The sequence below is a fragment of the Providencia sp. TYF-12 genome, assembly GCF_041344805.1.
Classification (GTDB): domain Bacteria; phylum Pseudomonadota; class Gammaproteobacteria; order Enterobacterales; family Enterobacteriaceae; genus Providencia; species Providencia huashanensis.
In genome coordinates, this window is record NZ_CP166833.1 from 1,743,444 (window position 1) to 1,762,427 (window position 18,984).

Annotated in this window: 15 protein-coding genes and 1 other RNA gene; 7 read left to right on the top strand and 9 right to left on the bottom strand. The window is 39.3% G+C overall.

Annotated features, from left to right (window positions below; genetic code table 11):
* Nucleotides 1-165 precede the first annotated feature (165 nt).
* From ABE954_RS07760 to ABE954_RS07775, 4 genes are all read right to left on the bottom strand, one after another.
* On the bottom strand, nucleotides 166-783 hold the full coding sequence (locus ABE954_RS07760; RefSeq protein ID WP_371025834.1) for an inovirus Gp2 family protein: 618 nt from the start codon (nucleotides 781-783) through the stop codon (nucleotides 166-168).
* 296 nt (nucleotides 784-1,079) lie between these two features.
* Nucleotides 1,080-1,664: a resolvase gene (locus tag ABE954_RS07765; RefSeq protein ID WP_371025835.1), complete on the bottom strand. Its 585-nt coding sequence runs from the start codon at nucleotides 1,662-1,664 to the stop codon at nucleotides 1,080-1,082.
* 39 nt (nucleotides 1,665-1,703) lie between these two features.
* Entirely contained in the window at nucleotides 1,704-2,441 is a 738-nt protein-coding gene (locus ABE954_RS07770) for a hypothetical protein (RefSeq protein WP_196718997.1), read from the bottom strand.
* Between the two features lie 163 nt (nucleotides 2,442-2,604).
* Nucleotides 2,605-2,811 carry an AlpA family transcriptional regulator gene (locus tag ABE954_RS07775; protein ID WP_048608913.1) on the bottom strand — a complete coding sequence of 69 codons (207 nt, stop codon included), beginning with the start codon at nucleotides 2,809-2,811 and terminating at the stop codon, nucleotides 2,605-2,607.
* Nucleotides 2,812-2,923: 112 nt separating this feature from the next.
* On the opposite strand from ABE954_RS07775, the gene ABE954_RS07780 reads away from it, so the two are divergent.
* The 5 genes from ABE954_RS07780 to ABE954_RS07800 all read left to right on the top strand — a co-directional run bounded on the left by ABE954_RS07780 (nucleotide 2,924) and on the right by ABE954_RS07800 (nucleotide 13,199).
* Nucleotides 2,924-3,730: a hypothetical protein gene (locus ABE954_RS07780; RefSeq protein ID WP_371025836.1), complete on the top strand. Its 807-nt coding sequence runs from the start codon at nucleotides 2,924-2,926 to the stop codon at nucleotides 3,728-3,730.
* A 231-nt stretch (nucleotides 3,731-3,961) separates the two neighbouring features.
* A complete protein-coding gene (locus tag ABE954_RS07785) occupies nucleotides 3,962-7,819 on the top strand; it encodes a hypothetical protein (RefSeq protein WP_371025837.1) in 3,858 nt (1,285 codons plus the stop codon).
* A gap of 443 nt (nucleotides 7,820-8,262) precedes the next feature.
* Complete coding sequence (locus ABE954_RS07790) at nucleotides 8,263-9,807, top strand: VPA1262 family N-terminal domain-containing protein (RefSeq protein WP_371025838.1); 1,545 nt, start codon at nucleotides 8,263-8,265, stop codon at nucleotides 9,805-9,807.
* On the top strand, nucleotides 9,791-11,797 hold the full coding sequence (locus ABE954_RS07795) for a hypothetical protein (protein ID WP_371025839.1): 2,007 nt from the start codon (nucleotides 9,791-9,793) through the stop codon (nucleotides 11,795-11,797). Before ABE954_RS07790 ends, ABE954_RS07795 begins: the two co-directional genes overlap by 17 nt.
* A gap of 502 nt (nucleotides 11,798-12,299) precedes the next feature.
* Nucleotides 12,300-13,199 (top strand): hypothetical protein, encoded by a 900-nt coding sequence (locus ABE954_RS07800; protein ID WP_371025840.1) that lies wholly within the window; start codon nucleotides 12,300-12,302, stop codon nucleotides 13,197-13,199.
* Nucleotides 13,200-13,440: 241 nt separating this feature from the next.
* On the opposite strand, the gene ABE954_RS07805 is transcribed toward ABE954_RS07800, so the two are convergent.
* The 3 genes from ABE954_RS07805 to smpB form a co-directional block, all read right to left on the bottom strand.
* Entirely contained in the window at nucleotides 13,441-14,682 is a 1,242-nt protein-coding gene (locus ABE954_RS07805; RefSeq protein ID WP_371025841.1) for an integrase, read from the bottom strand.
* A 181-nt stretch (nucleotides 14,683-14,863) separates the two neighbouring features.
* Nucleotides 14,864-15,227, bottom strand: a transfer-messenger RNA (tmRNA) gene (gene ssrA / locus ABE954_RS07810).
* 48 nt (nucleotides 15,228-15,275) lie between these two features.
* A complete protein-coding gene (gene smpB, locus ABE954_RS07815) occupies nucleotides 15,276-15,758 on the bottom strand; it encodes an SsrA-binding protein SmpB (RefSeq protein WP_042844751.1) in 483 nt (160 codons plus the stop codon).
* Between the two features lie 153 nt (nucleotides 15,759-15,911).
* Between smpB and ABE954_RS07820 the strand changes: the two genes are divergently transcribed.
* Nucleotides 15,912-16,346, top strand: a complete 435-nt coding sequence (locus ABE954_RS07820; protein ID WP_197679461.1) for a type II toxin-antitoxin system RatA family toxin — start codon at nucleotides 15,912-15,914, stop codon at nucleotides 16,344-16,346.
* A complete protein-coding gene (locus ABE954_RS07825) occupies nucleotides 16,330-16,635 on the top strand; it encodes an RnfH family protein (protein WP_208292020.1) in 306 nt (101 codons plus the stop codon). The genes ABE954_RS07820 and ABE954_RS07825 overlap by 17 nt, the downstream gene beginning before the upstream one ends.
* A gap of 181 nt (nucleotides 16,636-16,816) precedes the next feature.
* On the opposite strand, the gene bamE is transcribed toward ABE954_RS07825, so the two are convergent.
* Both bamE and recN read right to left on the bottom strand, forming a co-directional pair.
* Nucleotides 16,817-17,209 carry an outer membrane protein assembly factor BamE gene (bamE, locus tag ABE954_RS07830; RefSeq protein ID WP_042844747.1) on the bottom strand — a complete coding sequence of 131 codons (393 nt, stop codon included), beginning with the start codon at nucleotides 17,207-17,209 and terminating at the stop codon, nucleotides 16,817-16,819.
* Nucleotides 17,210-17,321: 112 nt separating this feature from the next.
* Nucleotides 17,322-18,983, bottom strand: a complete 1,662-nt coding sequence (recN, locus tag ABE954_RS07835) for a DNA repair protein RecN (RefSeq protein WP_042844745.1) — start codon at nucleotides 18,981-18,983, stop codon at nucleotides 17,322-17,324.
* Nucleotide 18,984: the final 1 nt, after the last annotated feature.

Below are 18,984 nucleotides of genomic sequence, written 5' to 3' on the forward strand. Positions count from 1 at the left end.
AATTGAATTAAGTGAGTTAGGAAGATGGGAGTACAATCGTTTTCTTACGCATTGAATAGTAACGTTCATTGAGTGTGATACTAGTCTGTTATAATGATAGGCTAGCGGTGTTACCAGTAGGAATGCTACCTTATTGTATAGGTGGCCCTAAGGCCACCACAAATATCAATACTGGCTACGCCCTAAACTACGACGTACAGGGCTGTACTGCTTGGAGTATTCTTTTGCTAAATAACTCAAACGTTTCATGACTAATTGGTAATCATCAGAAAATGATGCTGAAAGTTTATTTAAGCAATATCGACAGTTTTCTGGGTAGTGTACTAATGTGCCTTTATCAAAAGTAGGATTAAACTCGAGCTGTAATGCATTGTACCAAGCTGTGGTGATCATGGTCCGTAAACTAGGTTCGATTAAATTGTAGTCCCCTAAATGGTAGTATGCGTCTTTATTGAAGACTAAAAATACATGGAAGTGAGGCTGTATTGCAGTTGCGATTTCTTTTACCCACATATAACGCATGTTGTTTTCAAAAGTACGTTTACCTTGAAGCTTTTTACGGTGTTGATCGTGCTTAAGTTTAGCCTTTAAGGAGTCAGTAAATCGGGATATAGGACTTCCTTCTAAATAAGGGAAACATGTCGGCATATCTCCATTATCGATAATAGACGGAAAGTGAAGGTCAACTCGTATTACCGTGATACGAGGGTATTCCTTTAAAGCATAATTCAATGTATCAGCAATGCATTCTAGATAAAATTCATTATATTCATTTTTAGACATGAGTATTCCCTAGGGTAATATTAACTTACCCTTTAATATGATTAAAGTAATATAGGGATAGGGCAAAGGAGCTGCGTTATCCCTTTTTGTATTATTTAGCTAATAAGGTTTGAAATGGTTTTTTATTAAATTAGATATCGTCTCCTTGGTGTTTTTTATGTAATGCACCCCTACTATATTTTTATTATTTGCTAGTTATGATAGATGGTATATATAATACCTATCCAACACGAAAATTATATTTAGAGTCGTACTGTAACTACATTTTCTATTAATTAATTACTCTGGAGTTAGTCCTATTCGAAAATGTCTTTATTCCAGTGGCGTTTTATAGTTGAAAGACTAATGTTAAGCTTATTTGCTATCTCGCGTTGTTTATATCCCTTGTGTTTCAGATCGTAAATATAATCTTTATACTTACTTCCTGCAGGCCGACCTAATGACTTATTTTGGGATAACGAAATGTAATGTCGCCTGCTTAGTTTTAGTACTTCATAGCTTTCTTCTAAATCATTTAATAGATTCAGCACGTCTAGCAAGAAAAACTTCTGCTCAAATATATTCGTGATAGACTGATTAAGGATGACAACAGCCATACCAAGTTCATGGCATCGAGATAAAATCTGTGCAGCCTGATGAGTATTATTTCCTATATCATAGAGACTCCTTGTTATTAAAGTGTCTTCTGGTGTTAAAATATGGTCAATATGCTCCATAAGTTGTGGTGGAGGAAGTTTCACATCAAGCAATGGTTGACGTTCAATGATGATATTATCCTTAACCTCAGGGCAAAACGTGACAATTTCCTGTGTGTATTGCTCAAGATTTGCTAAGGCATCACTGTCATCATGTCTTACTCGGATGTATGCATAATGGCTCATTTTATTCCCTTAGGTATCAAAAAACGTATTAATGACCTGTTATAGTGGGTTTATGATTATGGTGTTTGAGCTTTTGTCTATTCTTTTGTTGGCATTGTTCCTATCAATAACCCCAATTAGAATGCACTGATGGTTTGTGTGATAAATCGGTATAAAAGCCTCATAGGTATGTTTTAACTGTACCTTACTTTTCTTTATCGCTTCTTCAATGCCAAAAAAAACAATATCATTCATCGGTATGTTAATGATCCCATTAAAGTCAAAAATGTAATTTTTATACTCAGTATTTTTAATTAAAATTGTATTTGATAATCCACCTGCTTTATGTAGCTTATAGTGAACATGCCTATCAGTATAAATAAAGATAGCCTTCTTAATATTTGGTTCGCTAATGTAGTGTTCTAGTTCTTCTTGAATGCTTATTTTTTCTTTGAGACCAACTTTAGGACTTTTAAATGCATGAGGATAAGCATGTTGATCAATAATGACACCTTTTTCTATTATGTGCGTTTGCCATATATCTAAAAGATGTTCAGCTAAAGAAAATGTCGATGCTTTTCCTTGATAATTCATTGAAGATTTATCTGGGGAAAATAATTTACTTTCAAGCTCGTTAGTTAATTGAGTGTATTGGTTTATCTCTGAAAGTAATGGGCAAGCACTCTTTAATATACTGGATATTAAAGATGAACGTGAAGTTTTATGCTTACAGCAGTACTCATCTATCTGTTTTAAACTGTTTTCATTTTTTACAGTAATAGTTATCCGTTGAGACATGATAATTATCCTCTCTTAAGTTTTGTATAAATAATTTTTAACGTTATTGAATAGTCAATATTCGATATTTTAGGCCTGTTTTGGTTTTACTTCTTTAACTTCTTCACAATAATAAACATTCTCAATAAAACATTAATATCGTTAATGATAAAATGATGACTAGCTAAGTTGACTCTCGTTGAAGTAACCAATCGTTGATTTCGGATTCGATCCAACCAACAGATTGCTTCCCTAATTTTTTTTGTTTAGGAAACGTTGGGTCATACCTTGGTGATGTTGGGTTGATCCAGTCATAGATGGTGGAACGACCGATACCAATGCGTTCGATTACAGTGGGTAGTCGAAGAATCATGATATTGGATTGATTCATAGTGTGATTTCCTCTACTTATTAAGTTATGTCTAAGTTTGTAATAGCTATTTTATTGCGGCTTAGGGATGAAAAATATGGTGGAAGCAAAAATAATATTGAGGGTGTTTTAAGTGGATGATTTAATTGATTTAATACGTGTCGTTTGTAAGGCTACTGAAAGTAAACAAGCACAATTTCATGATGAAATAAAAAAAAGAGGGTGGAGGGGTTTACGCGCTGATTCAACGTTAAAAGTTTTAGGTATGTTGAATGGGGAAGATGATGAAGTTAAAAAGTATGCAGCAGAGTTATATGCCAAAATATCAAATAATAAAGACCCAGTAGGTAGTTATCGCAGACGAGTTAGGAGTCTGCATCTTAAATTTAATGATAAAGATAAAGGCGTTAATGTTTATCTTTTAAATAGTGTATTTTGGTCAAGTGTTAACTTTCAATTAGCGATGAATTTTTATGAAAGAAATACCCCATTCCAGCATAAAGTTGTCGTTGTTGAGTGTTTAATGCAAAGTCTAGAGGTGCTAAGCGAGAGCTTTGGATTAGGCGTTTATAGTTATTTTAGTGAAGATTTAAATCGATTGAATAGACAACGATCTGAGGCGGCTAAAAAGGGAATCCGAACTAGGAGTGATGGCTACGCTAAAATAAGACAAAAAGCATGTGAGTTGTTGCTTGAATCGAACCCTAAGTCTTTAAAATGGAAAAACAAAACTGTTGCAGCAAAAATAATTACAGAAGATTTATGGGGGTATATTGAATTAGTAAAAAATAAATATCCACAAATAGAGATCAAATATGATGATTTAACTAACAAAATTGTCAATTGGTCTAGAGATTACGATGATGTCAGAGCTGCCATGGAGGAAGTAGCTATAACCAGAAAGTATAAAAAGAAAAATGCCAAGAAAAGATCTAAGTGAGTATGATTAAATAAATCAGTTTTGATAGTTATGTTGATATGCTATTGGTTTAGTTCTGGTTTTTCTGAACCAATAGTGTTACGACAGTTAGGCTGATCATAAATTTATTAGTCTTTACTGTGATTGTTCTACTCATTCTATACCTTATACATGCACTATTAGCTCAATTCGATATAATAGTTTCACTTTCGGCAATTTAAGTGCCAATATTTTCGTTAAAAAGTCTAAGCCATGGCAATTTTTGATATTGAAAAAGGTGAATTACTTGGGCTATCTGATGTTCAGTTAGAAGAACTAATCGCTCGTCTTTCAGAGGCAGAAGTAGCAGTACATGGTCATAGCCCTGCTAGGGTAAATTGGTCTGGATCAATCAATGCTCCAGATGATGGTATTGATGTTCATGTTAATGTTCCTGTAGAGCAATTAACTACAGGATTTATTGAAAGACCGAATACAATCCTTCAATCAAAAAAACATTCAATGCCGAAGACTGCTATTACAAAAGAAATGGTTATTGATGGTGAATTATTATCAACGATTTCTTTATTAGCCGCACAAGGGGGAAGTTACATTATTGTCAGCTTAGCTGATGATTGCTCTCCTCCAATGTTAAAAGACCGTATTGAAGCCATGCAGGATGCAGCGAGCAGAGATCCTAATGGCAGTAATTTGCATTTATGCTTCTTTGACCGTTCTAAATTAACTCAGTGGGTGCGCCAACATCCGTCAGTGATGTTATGGGTGAAAAGGAAGTTGGGTAGAGGATACTCTGGCTGGCAGCCGTATGGGGCATGGAGCAATCCACCGCAAGGAGCTGAAGATACTATAATTTTCGCACAAGGTGTGAAGATCTCATTGCCATCAGGAAAAGGTCAGAATCTTAGTATTGAAGATGCAATCGGACCGATGAGAGACCTTGTACGAACGACTAATAAAGCAATTCGTATTACTGGGTTATCTGGGGTAGGAAAAACGCGTATCGTACAGGCGCTTTTTGATGAAACTGTAGATACAGTTGGAACAGATGCTCTTGATAGAACAATTGCTGTTTATGTCGATACTGGTGCTGAACCAGAGCCGTCGGCTACAGTCATGTTGGAGAGGCTTATTTCTGAAAACCGACATTCAATTATGATCCTTGATAATTGTCCATCAGACCTCCATGCAGATTTGGCTAAAAGGGTTTCTACTGCATGTGACAATGTAAAACTCATTACTATTGAGTACGATATTAGGGATGATAAGCCACAGACCACAGAGGTAATTCACGTAGAGACAGTTGGACCCGAAGTCGCTGAAAAATTACTGCTCCGTCGTTTTCCTAATATAGGCCAGAATAATGCCCGTAGGATTGCAGAGTTTGCAGATGGTAATGCAAGAGTCTCTTTGGCAATAGCGGAGAGGGTGGAAGAGGGGGAAAGTTTGGCTCAACTATCCGACGCTCAATTGTTTAACCGTTTATTCGATCAGCGTAATCACCAAAACGATGATTTAAGGGAGCAAGCTGAAATATTATCTTTAGTATATTCATTTTCGATTTCTGATCCCGATGTAGGGGGAAGTGAATTAGAAGTATTGGGCTCTCTTTCTGGGTATTCTAAAAACCAATTATTCCGCACAGTCAAAAAATTAATAGATAGGCATATTGTACAAAAAAGAGCTCATTGGCGAGCTATTTTACCTCATGCTATTGCGAACAGATTAGCATCGTCAGCACTTGATAGTATCCCCATCGAACAGCTTAGGGCAACCTTTGAAGCATCGAACAATCAACGTTTATTAATGTCATTTGCTCATCGATTAGGGTTGTTACATGACCATCCTGTCGCCATCGAGATTGTTGAAGGTTGGTTACAACCTGAAGGACTGTTAGGGAAAATTCTAGAACTAGATGATTCACAAATAAGGATGTTGGAATATATCGCTCCAGTGGCACCTGATGCGTTATTGAACCGAATTCAGGTAGAAATCACTAACTCTAATTTCAACGAGTTAAAGCGCTATGACTCTCGTCGAACAACGACTATCAAACTATTACAAGCATTAGCTTATGAGCCTAGTAATTTTGTGCAATGTGCTAAATTGTTAATTCGAATTGCAGATAATGAAAAAGAAAGTAATAACCATGATGATGCAGGGCAAAAGCTCACTAAATTCTTTCAGGCATATTTATCAGGCACTCATGCTTCTATAGAGCAGCGTATTGAGATTATGAATGAATGCCTTACTTCAGATATCGTTGCTCGTAGATCTTTAGGGCTTAAAATGCTTTCAACTGCTCTTGATGGTGGTTTATGGTCAGGTATTGGGTTGTATGAATTTGGTGCTAAGCCTAGGGATTTTGGATTCGAACCTGACTACGATGAATTGGTTGAGTGGCATCATACTTTTATTAATTTTGCATTACAATTAGGGATCTCAAGTGATCTTGAGTTGAAAAACTGTGCTCGACAAATTCTGGCGAATCAGTTTAGGGGAATGTGGTTTCAAGAAGCTATGAGAGAAATACTTATCGATGTAGCTCGTAAATTGCATAATGACTCTCCTTGGGGAGAAGGTTGGAAGGCGATTCGTTCAGTTATTTATTTTGATTACTCTAAGAGCCAAGATAGTCAAAATTTAAAACAGATACCAGATAATCTCGTGGCCTTAGAGAAAGAGTTAGAACCTAATAGCTTAATTTCAAAAACAATAACGTTTGTATTCAGTGGAGGGCGGGATTATTGGGCTCTTGATAATGATTTTAATCATAGTTCTGGAGATAAATATACTGACGCTCGAAAACGGCTTGACGCTAATGCTCAACGACTAGGTGAACTTTTTGCTATTTCAAATCATAAGCTCCATGAGCTAGGCTCTAATTTATTTGCTGCTGATTGGATGCCATATCGAATAGCTTTTGGTACAGGATTAGCGAAAGGAACATACGATCAGAAAATCTATTGGCAGAATCTTGTTGATGAGTTGAAGAAACATCCCGAAATTAATAAAGATTTCTCAGCTTTTAAGGGATTTATTGACGAAGTTGATTCTGTAAATAGAGAGCTAGCGCAGGAATTTCTTGACCAGTGCGCAAAACATAATGAACTTAGAAACGTTTTAGTTGCTCTACATCCACAACGAGAATTTACAGTTAATGATCTGAATCGCTGTATGACAATTTTGGATGATCCAGATATTAGGCCAATCATGTATGGACCGATTTTGTGGAGGAAGGAATATGGAGATTTACCAAAAGAGTGCATTCTTGACCTTATTTCGAGGCTTTTAAGAAAACAAAATGGTGATGATGTAGTTTTAGATGGCCTTAGCATGAGGTTACATGACGAAGATGAAGCAATCGATACTCTTGGTGCCGAATTTAGATTACTTGGTCTGAAAGCTGGAATATCGCGACTTAAGAGGAATGATAATGACTCTGGCGGTATGAGCGATTATAACATGGAACGTGTGATTAATGCTGCTTTACGTTTTGATGGCAACGAATCGGATAAACTAGAGTGGTTAAATACTATTTTTGATGTAATTGACAATAGCTACGGTTGTCTTTACTCATTTGCAAATGTTATTGGAAAGACTGCGTCATTGATGCCAGACGAATTTCTTTGTCGTGTTTTTGAAGGGGATGGTAGGCAAAAACAGTCACGATTATATTTTATCCGTAGTGATGATAGGAATGGTTCTGCTCTTGAAAAAATAGATGTGGATTTCCTGCTTGAGTGGTGCTGTACCAAAAATGATAGCGGCATATTTGCGGTTGTAGCGACGAGCATAAACCTTTGGGTAAAAGATGAGATTACATCAGCAACGATCTTGTCTGAGGTGGCAATCAAATTATTAGAACTAGCACCTGAACCAAAGGTTGTTTTAGAAGCATTTGCAGAGTGTACGACTCCTTCTTGTTGGTCTGGTAGTCTGGCAAATATAATGCAATGTAGAGCAGATGCAATTAGCCAGCTAATTACCCATGAGCGTACCGACATTTCTATAGCTGCAAAATCGGTGAATGAAAAATTGATTCGGTGGATAGAGAATGAAAGAGGCCGTGAACGTAAGGATGCTGAAGGACGTGAACAGCGATTTGAATAAACAGGATATAGAAAGAGTTGACTAAGACATTTTGTATAGTATTCATTGCTCAAATTATCAGGTGGGTAAATGTTGGCATGAAGTAATGCTAAGTTAGAACAGCAGTCAAGAATTGGGTAAGTGATTAAATGTAATTGTATTAGCTCATATCCGAGCAGTGTAGTACATACTAGAAACTGACAGTCAGCTCTGAGCAAGAAACGGAAGTTCGTTATTGTTTATAACTATCGAATAAAAAATTACTAGCATTGATATATAATTATTCAATGAAGCACGTGTCATGGCGCTAACATAGAACCACGAAACTTCGTCTATATATGGGGAATTATATGAATGCTAGGGCTATTGATACCGGGTAACAGGCATTTCCGATGTGTACCAGCTCTATTTCGGCAATTTGTGATAATATTCTTTAAATCATAAGAATTGGTTAGGGAATTGAGATGTGTAACACGGATAAACACTGGTTGTATGTTATGTACACCGATGAGGGGATTTTGATCTTTGGTTGTTTAGTGCATGGTGCAGAGCCATGGGCAACTATACCTAAAGAAGAGCAATTCGTTGAGTTGGAGATTGAGGGAGCAAAGGTCAACATTTTGCAAGAAATCCTCAATACTACGTCAGCTGTGCAACTGACAGATACGTTGGAAAATGAATCATCTCTGAAGCATGTACTCCCCTCTCTAGTACAAGACATTGAGTTTTCTAGCATGTGTAGCCATTTGGCCGACGGTTTTGGGCGTTTGGCAAAGCGTGTTGTGACGTTTGCAGCGGAACAATTTATCTCCATGCCTGATGATCAGCTCAAAAGTCTGCTGGAGCGCATTGAAAAGGATACTGGTGTCAATTTCAGAAAAACGCCTTACCGATTAGGTACATTTGAAGTATTTGACGTACCCGCTAATGGGGAAGGTCATGAAGTGATCAGTCTGGAGCTCATCACCCCGTTGACCAAAAACTGCCCCGAACTTTCCGCACCCAAGGGATTCAAACTAGCACCAACTGTAAATCTTGACGCTCCGCTAAGTGCGCACGTCATTCTGGAGCATGCGGGAATGACTGTTCATAACGGCCTTCACATCATTAAGCCGGGGATAAACCTGACAGTTGATACTGCGCCTTGGTCCGGTTACGAGATTAGTGTTTTCGATATTGATGGACAGCTCATTCAGTATGACCAGAACTCACTTATTCTTCGTATAGGCATGAATACGCAGATTCAACAGGGTACAATCCACGTTAATGACAGGCTCACTCAATCTTCAGCAGGACTGGGTAAACAAATACATAGTAGCGCATCTTACATTCGGCCAGCGACAACGATGCGTTCACTGACCGGCGTACCGGACAGCGTTTTTGAAGCGCATACTAAAAATACTCGTGATTACCTAAATAAACTTTACCCCTTGCTGGGAAGCGATCGCTGGTTCAACAAGGGGGTAGCCTACGAAGTTAGGGTAATTGAGCATTTCAAAAATATACTTAATAGCGGGCGAATAAAGCACGCGGTTATTGTCGACCCTTTTTTCGGAGAGGATGCTCTGACTCGCATGGTTCCACGTATTAAAAACCCCGACCTTGAAATGACAATTATCACAAGTCTGTCGAAGCAGAATCCTGATACGGATAAGTTTGATTACGACATCTTAAAGATGCGAACTGCTCTCAATAGGATGCGATCAGGAATTGTGGGAGGGATTGTGCGTGCCTTGCGTGTTATCAATCTAGTTACTGGTAGTACTCAGGCGTTTCATGACCGCTACCTAATGCTGGAGCTATTCGAAGGGAACAGGGAATTATATCTACTGTCAAACAGTTTCAACAAAATGTCAGGTAACTGGCCATTTTGTATGTCAAAACTTGATGATGCTGTCTCACTCGTAGTTGGTCGTTATATTGACGGTCTTATCTTGGGTCAAGATATTACTAAATCCTCTTCCCCTGAAATTACGCTGGACTGGCCGAGAGATGAAAAAACAATTTAACCGTAACTTCATACCTGAAATTACTCACACGCTACGATGGCTTTATGGAAATCGACAGGGCACTGACGCTTCGGTTTTTCATCATGCAAAAATGCGTGGTCTGATCACCAAATTGGATTACCAGTACTGGGAATGCAATGGTACATTACTATTGCGATTGCTAAAGAAGCAGACGAAAACTGGTCCACTTCCTTTGAACGGTGCAGCATTGGCAGGCATAGGTGAAATGCTAGCACGCTCTCACACTGATAATCTGGAGGCTGAGAATATTGTAGTTTATGTTCTTAAACGCCTACTAAGAAATTCTAGAGCCTATAAAAAATGCTTAAACGAAGCAATCAAAGCTGCAACTATGAAGCATTCTGCGCCGAAACGAACTGGCGCCGATATTTTTTCTATTCCTGTTATTAACTACAATGACTGGAAAGAAACCAGATTTGCTTTCAGGCTAGCGGAAAGATGTCTCAATGACAATCCACGAAGAGAGTATGCGTTGGGTTTTCTTTCTCGGATGATGTTGATCCATTGTCCTGAATATATGGGCCATTTTGTGGCTGAAGTCGCTGTACGTGTTCCTATTGATACTATTGTCGGAGAGGTTGCAGAACTTTGCAGTTTTTATCCTACTCTTGCTGATGCCGCTATGCGTACTCGTTTGCCAGTATTCATCATGGTTGGTGCCTTCAGCCTCGGAATTGAATTTCACTGGAGGCCAAAAACGCCTCTCCCTTTTCTGGTAGATCGTCTAAGGATTCTTTGTATTCCATCTGAGGGTATGACTCAAATTTGTATTAAGCTGATGAATGAAACACGAATTACTTTACGACAATGCAACCAGAAAATTTCCGATATACAAGGTAGGCTTAGACAGCTGAAATATAACCCGGATCAGGCTAATTATGATCAATCCAGTTTGCCTGACGTCATTGCTAGAGAGGAAATACAGCTCGAGAATTGGCAAGAAAAACTTCAACTGGCTGAAAAGGAGTTCTCTCTCGCTCTTAATGCTACAGCTGGAGTTTGTGATAATACAGAAAAGACTTGGGAATCATTTATATCGATAAGTCATCCAGATGCAGAATACATTTGTCGATTTGCACTAGCACATAAAGATGAAACACGTAAGTTCATGCTAGGTAAGGCTTTGTCTATATTTGGAAAACAACTTACCACCTCGGAATGCTGGTCACTCATCAATGAGGATACCTCGGCATATTGGTTTGCAAAAGCACAAACTGATTTATCTATTGAATTAGGGAGTGATCCTGGCCGTGCGGCTGGCCAGCGAATTTCTGCATTCGAGATTAATCTGCGTGAACGAGCTCAAGCGCCATTTGCGGTAGTACGTAATGCTGGGTTCACTAACGATATTAAACTATGGGCAAAGCTTTTGGATTTTGCTTTCCACGTCGCGCTCTCATTTGATAATGTACAGGATATTTTACTCAAACATGCGCTAAATTCGGCTCGTCATTTTTTACCTATTGCCTCAAGGTCTCTGCTGGATGATTTCAAATTACTAAGGATCATTTCTATCCATACAGCTAATGCGCTTCGCAATTTTCCGGAAGAAAAGGCAAGAGAATGGTTGGATGACCCATTGATGCCTGATGTAACGAAAGCATATATCATCTGGTCTCAGCCCACGATACTTGAAGATGGTATTAAAAGAGCTCACGTGTATGCGGAGAGTGTAAAACAGTGTTATTCAGATGAACTTGAGAGTATTAATGCAATGACATCGTTAGTGGACCATGCCTTCAGTGCTCATGTAAATGCACCAGTTACAAAGAATATTGAGGCAGGACTTTACAGGCTCTGGGACTTATTACCCGATACAGGGGAATACATGTTTGTAAAATTACTAACTGCTGGAATTATTCTGGAAGCACTCCGAGGGGATGAGATAGCAAGACAGCAGATAATGGATGATCATTTCTGGGGACATCGTTGTATCGGACAACTAATCATCGAGCATAAAAACATTTAGTGGTATTTTTTTTGCCATATAGATAAATGTGTGGAATGTCCGAATTTGGCACAGGGCTGATAACAGCCCTGATAGAACTATACATCAATTGACTCAGATCTCTCTAACACATCATCGACTTCAATTCCTAGATAACGAGCCTCTATCACGATACACGTTCCAAGTTCAAATTGTCAGATTGTACTCATCAATTCAGAGCTAGAAATTTTTTATTTCAGAGGACAGAAGCATGAGGAATTCAGGCGTATACTTGAAAATGGGATTTAGTGACATCAATACTAACAACTCTAATAGTGTTAGATATTATGCTAATTGTGAACGAAGTCAGTAGAGTATGGTTATGGCTACTTCAGGTAAGTAGGTTCATCATATCACTACATAAATCTAAATGTTTTCTACTAGGGTCATTTCATTTTTTTCATATAGAAGTTATAGTAACACATTGATAATTATTTTAGCTGCCAATTATTTGTAGCTACATACCTAATAGTTAGGATCAGGGATGGCATCGTCTGAGATAGAGCGTATTAAAGAACGGCATAAATCACAAAAACGACTGAATGAAGTTTATGCCGACTCAGTGAACTCTTATTTAATACACTATTCGTGTGAGTCGTTCTACGCAGCTCCAGGCCAACCCCCTGTAGGTCATTCCACTCGTGTTACTAGTATTGCAATCAGAAATCTCAAGTCAGCACAGACCAAGACATGGTCTATTCAAAAGTCAGCAGAACTGCTTAAACAACTAGTGAATTTAACTTCACTTGCAGCTGGTAGGCAGGCGATTTCCTCCCCTACTCAGATATCGACTATTCTTGATCCGCTTGAGCGAGATATGCTAGACGGTTACTTTCAGTTTTTAGCCAGCCATGTTGAAAGCACTTTTATTCACTGGAACATGCGCGATGATAATTATGGCTTTTCTGCCTTGGAACATCGCTACCGTGTTCTTGGGGGGACTCCAACTATTTTGTCTGATAATCGAAAGCTAGACTTGGCCCGAGAGCTAGTAACTTTATATGGCCGCAAGTATGCCCCTCATACATCTCCTAAAGGCCGTAAAGGGCGCCTGATGAGCATAATTGAATTGAACGGAATCGCAGATGTTGATGCTCTTCAAGGGGCGGAGGAAGCTGATGCATTTGTCAATGGTGACTTTATCAAACTTCAGCAATCTACTCTTCGCAAAGTGGACATACTTGCCAATGTATTCGATAGAACCCATCAGAAAAGTCTAGTTACCAAGGCAAGCTTTATCGATAAGTATGGCGTGCATCCAGTAGCATTGGTGGAGCTGGTGAAAAATAGCCCTATCGTTTCTGCGTTCACTATATTTGCAGCTATCGGTGTAGCAGTAATTAATTATGAACGTATATTCACCTATGTAAGATCGTTCTTCTAGTTAAAACAAAAGCCATTTTTCATCGAGTTATTTTGCCCCCAATTAAGTTCTCAAGTGAGCACTCGTAAGCAAAGAAAAAATTGAAAGACTGATAAACTACCGTTCAAAACGGCATGACTTGCTTAGCTTTGATTTGCACAACAAGATTTTAGTTATGTTCGCTTCTGGCACAAAGCTGGCGTCTAGACGATGCATGGCTCTGTGCCATTATGCTCCCGTTCGAATCGAACGGGAGCATAAACTACCCAACTAGCGATATCCCTCTTATCCCGCCTTCAATAATACTCCCCCTATCTGCTGCCTCAATAAAATCAGCCCACCATTGCATCATAGGGCGCCTTTGCTCTAAGTAATCACTGCGGTTGTAAGCTCGCCTAACTTCATTTTTATCAACGTGGGCGAGGGCGGCTTCGATAACATCAGGTGGGAAGCATTGTTCATTGAGTGCGGTACTGGCTATTGAACGAAGACCGTGAGAAACCAATACACCACCGAATCCGGCACGTTTTAATGCAGCATTGACGGTTTGGCTATTCATTGGTTGGGTAGGCTTGATACGGCTAGGAAAGATAAACTCACGATTACCACTGAGAGGTTTCATTAGTTCTAAGATAGCTAAAGCAGCGTCAGATAACGGAACAGTGTGCTCACGGTTCATTTTCATTCTAGCAGCCGGTATCTTCCATTCTTTAGTTTCAAAGTTGATTTCGTCCCAGCGTGCTTCAGCGGCTTCGGCAGGGCGGGATATGGTAAGCAGCTGCCACATAAACAAGCATCGAGTCGATAGGCTAATACTAGCTGTACGCATTGTCTGCATGAGTTGCGGTAGTTGATCAGGGGGAATACTTGGCATGTTCTTTTTCTTCGGCTTTTCAAAAGCTTTACCGATGTTGATACTTGGAACGGCATCAATTAACCCAGTATTTTGAGCATAGATCATCACTTCGTTGATACGTTGACAAAGGCGACGAACAGTTTCTAATGCACCTCTGGCTTGAACAGGCTGTATTGCTTGAACCAATATATGGGCTTTGATATCGGTAACGCTGATATCACCTATAACGGGAAACACATCTCGTTCAAGTGAACGCCAAATATCGTTACCGTAATCTTCGGTTACGGTGGACTTCTTTACTTCCCACCAACGTTCAGCGACAAGTTGAAAGGAATTGGTTTTGGCCTCTTGAGAGTTTCTTATTTGATCTTTTTGATATTCTTGAGGATCAATATCTTTTGCCAGCAATGAGCGAGACACTGCTCTAAGTTTTCTAGCATCTAAAAGTGTGACAGCAGGGTAGGCCCCAAAACTTTGTTTGGTTCTTTGTTTTGTATAAGGGCGGTAGTAACGGAATTGCCATAACTTGCTTCCGCTAGATTTGATTAGCAGTGTGAGTCCATCACCATCATATAGCTGATAGTCCTTGTCCTGCGGTTTAGCTGCTTTGATTTCGGTATCGGTTAATGGCTTAGTTTTTCTTGCCATGAAAAATCTCCATGCATTTAGGCCCAACAAAGATGTTAGTTCTTTTCGTTGGGCCTATCAATGGGCCTAAAGTAATTAGCTTGGGTGGGATAAAATAGGACAGCGTAGGACATAAAAAAGCCCGTAACTCATTGAGTTAACGGGCTTTTCAGTCTTCTTTGGACGTCCTTAGAAGATAATTTGGTGGAGCTGGCGGGAGTTGAACCCGCGTCCGAAATTTCTACATCCTCGGTACTACATGCTTAGTCTAGTCTTTAAATTCATTTGCCAGCTGCGGACAGACACGCCACTAACAAACTATCCTGATTAAGTTTAACGCTGCAACCCCAGGCAAGGCATTCACGCGATCTCTTTTGGGTTTGACCTCTCTTGATCCCCGTCCTAAGAGCGGAGGCTAGGGAGAGAGGGCTCTAAGCAGGTTATTAAGCTGCTAGTGCGTAGTTTTCGTCGTTTGCGACTATTTTTTTGCGGCTTTTTACGAGGCCAACCGCCCCTCGGCATGCACCTTGGGTTTCGCAAATCCCGTCGAATCCAGAATCAGCCCCAAGTTGTTGAGCACAGTATAACAGAAAATTATCCTATAAAGCTAGAACTTAGCGATTAGAATGTTTCATTATACGTGCTTTATCGAGTTGCCATTCACGATCTTTGATATCAGAACGTTTATCATGGGCTTTTTTACCCCTTGCAACACCAATTTTGACTTTACACCATGCATTTTTCCAATAGAGGGAAAGTGCAATAACGGTATACCCTTCACGATTAACTTTGCCGTAAAGTGTGTCTAATTCACGTTGATTCAGAAGTAGTTTTCGGCTACGGGTTGGATCACACACTACATGGGATGATGCAACAGTAAGTGGTGTAAAGTTTGCACCAAATAAGTAGGCTTCACCGTCACGTAAAAGCACGTAGCTATCACCAATATTGGCTTTGCCAGCGCGTAGTGATTTAACTTCCCAACCTTGTAGGGACAAACCCGCCTCGAACTCCTCTTCGATAGAATATTCGTGGCGAGCACGCTTGTTCATAGCAATTGTTGCTGAACCGGGTTTATATGGTTTTTTCTTTGTCATAGTGCAATCATTATACTGTAAGCTGAGTTGAAAGAAATCTTTCTAAGCTGATATTTTTCTGATTGTGCAAATCTTGCCCTGTATGGGTTTTGTTTTTTGTTTAACCAGTCAATGATGGTATTATATGCTCAGTTTTTGGGGATAGGAATTGATATGCCACAGATTAGTCGCTCTGCGTTAGTCCCTTTCAGCGCAGAACAAATGTATAAACTCGTCAATGACGTTATTTCATACCCAAGTTTTTTGCCTGGGTGTGTAGGTAGCCGAATTATTAGCCACAGTTCTGATGAAATGACAGCTTCAGTTGAAGTGTCAAAAGCGGGGATCAGCAAAACCTTTATTACTAAAAATGTACTTGAGGATAACAAGTGTATTCACATGCAGTTGGTCGAAGGGCCATTTAGCAAGTTATCTGGAGGATGGAAATTTATTCCTTTAAGTGCTGATGCATGCAAAATCGAATTTCATCTTGATTTTGAATTTACTAATAAATTAATAGAGTTAGCATTCGGTAAAATTTTTAAGGAATTGGCGAACAACATGGTTCAAGCCTTTACTTTAAGAGCTAAGGATGTTTACAGTGTCTGAGCTTAGTATCGAAGTAACCTATGCATTGCCGGAAAAACAATTTTTGTTATCAGTGAAGGTTGCTGATGGTACAACAATTGAGGATGCAATAATTGCCTCTGGAATTCTTGCGTTGCGTGATGATATCGATTTAAAGAAAAATAAAGTGGGTATTTATAGCCGCCCTGCAAAGTTGACTGATAAAGTGCAAGATGGTGATCGGATTGAAATTTACCGGCCTTTAATTGCAGACCCGAAAGAATTACGTCGAAAGCGCGCTGAAAAATCTAAAGAAACAAAAAATAGTTGATAGAGCTAATATGATTTTGATGAACCGAGCGATAGCTCGGTTTTTTTGTTATGTAGACTTAATATCTTCAAATTGCTTTGGAAATAAGAGTGGTATAACAATGTTCATTCAAAATAACTACCTGTTCAAATATGTAGTTAATGATACAGGTAGATAGTTTCATAAAGCCCTAACTATATGATTAGTCAGCTGACTTGGTCTCGGATGCTTTAGTTTCAGCGGCTTCCATTGACTCTTGGGCTGCAAGGTTTTTCTCATTTTTGATATCAGTTAAAATACCATTGCGATCAAAAATTAGAGTTAAAGTCTCTTGCTGAACTGGGTCATGCCCGAGCTCTTGGCGGAAAACATAATACCAAGTCTGAGTACCAAACGGGTCGGATAACATTGGTGTGCCCAAAGTGTAAGCGACCTGTTGCTGTGTCATTCCTTTTTGGATCTTGGCAACATCTTTCGCTGTGAGGTAATTACCTTGGTTAATGTCAGGGTGATAGACAAGACGTTCCATCATTGAACAGCCCGTAGACATTAATGCGAGTGATAGTGCAGCAGCAGTTAACAATTTATAACGCATGGATATCTCATTCCTTTTGGAGTCAGAACATCAATGATAATCGACATTGATACATTTTAAAACCTTCCTTATCGACTCTAAGACCACATGAGCGTAAAAAAGTTGTCAAAAATTACGCTGCGAGTAATTCTTTTGCATTTGCCAGTGTGTTTTTTGTGACTTCTGAACCGGCAAGAAGTCGGGCAAGTTCTTGTAACCTTGATTTTTTGTCCAGTAATTGCATATGTGTTTCAGTTTCTACGCCATTGGTTTCTTTACTGACATAAAAATGATGATGACCACAACCAGCAACTTGCGGTAGATGGGTTACACACATAACCTGCGTCGACTCACCTAATTCACGTAATAATTTACCAACAATCGCTGCTGTTGGCCCACTGATACCGACATCGACTTCATCAAAAATTAAGGCTGGGGTGTCCATTTTTTTAGCGGTAATAACTTGGATAGCTAATGCTATGCGTGATAATTCACCGCCGGATGCAACTTTACTTAAAGCTTGATGAGGCTGACCGGGGTTAGTCGTAACATTGAATTCAATCTTACAAGCACCGTCGATTTGCAACTGTTCCGGAACAAATTTTACATCAATAGTAAACAGGCCGTGGGGCATAGATAGTTGGTGCATGCTATCGGTAATTAATGAACTTAACTCTTGGGCATAATGCAGGCGCATGTGGTGTAAGCGCTTAGCGCAAGCTAATGCTTTTTGGTGATCATTAATAACCTGAGCATTTAATGCTTCACAATCTTCATTTTGATTGGAAATTTGTTCTTGCTCACTTAGTAACTGTTGAAATAGTTCTGGTAGTGCTTCAGGAGTAACATGATGTTTACGCGCTAGGCTAATTTGTTTAGAAATGCGTTGTTCAAGTTCAAACAAGCGATTGGGGTCAAGTTCGTACTGATCGCAATAATGTTTTATTTCATCACTGACTTCACTGACTTGGATTGAAGCCTCTTCGAGCATATCCAGTAACCCTGAAAACTTAGGATTGAGAGCGACTAATTCAGATAACTCATTTTTTGCCATGTTCAACAGGCCCATCACGTTGGCTTCATCATTGTCTGATAATATTTGAGCCGCAGTTTGCCCAAGCGTTAAAAACTGACCATAATTTGCTAATTGTTTATATTCTTGGTCAATTTCTTCAAATTCCCCTTGGATGGGCATAAATTCATTTAATTCTTTCAAATGATATTCTAATAGCTGCTGACGAGCTTCATATTCTTGCATTTGTTTTTGAAAAATGGCCAATTGCTGGCAAGAGTTATGCCAAACCTGCCAAGCTTGTTTCATTTGCGAGAGCAGTTCTTGTTGATTTGCATAGGCATCTAGTAGTGATTTTTGGTGAGTATTATCAAGTAATAATTGATGAGCGTGCTGACCATGGATTTGGATTAGTAAAGCACCGAGTTCCCTAAGCTGCGAAAGAGGTACGGATACGCCATTAATAAAGCCACGGGAGCGGCCATCAGAAGATATTGTACGGCGTAATAGGCACTCATTTTGGTTATCAAGTTGATGTTCAGCTAACCAATTTGCGGCCATTTTTGCATCTGCAAGGGAGAAGCGGGCGCACAAATCTGCACGTTGAGTGCCAGAGCGTACCATATTGGCTTCACCACGTTCCCCTAAACACAGGCCGAGCGCATCAATAGCGATAGATTTACCCGCACCTGTTTCACCTGTGATGGTGGTCATGCCATTACGAAAATCAATTTCTAATTCACGAACGATAGCAAAATTATTGATGGTTAATTGAGTAAGCATC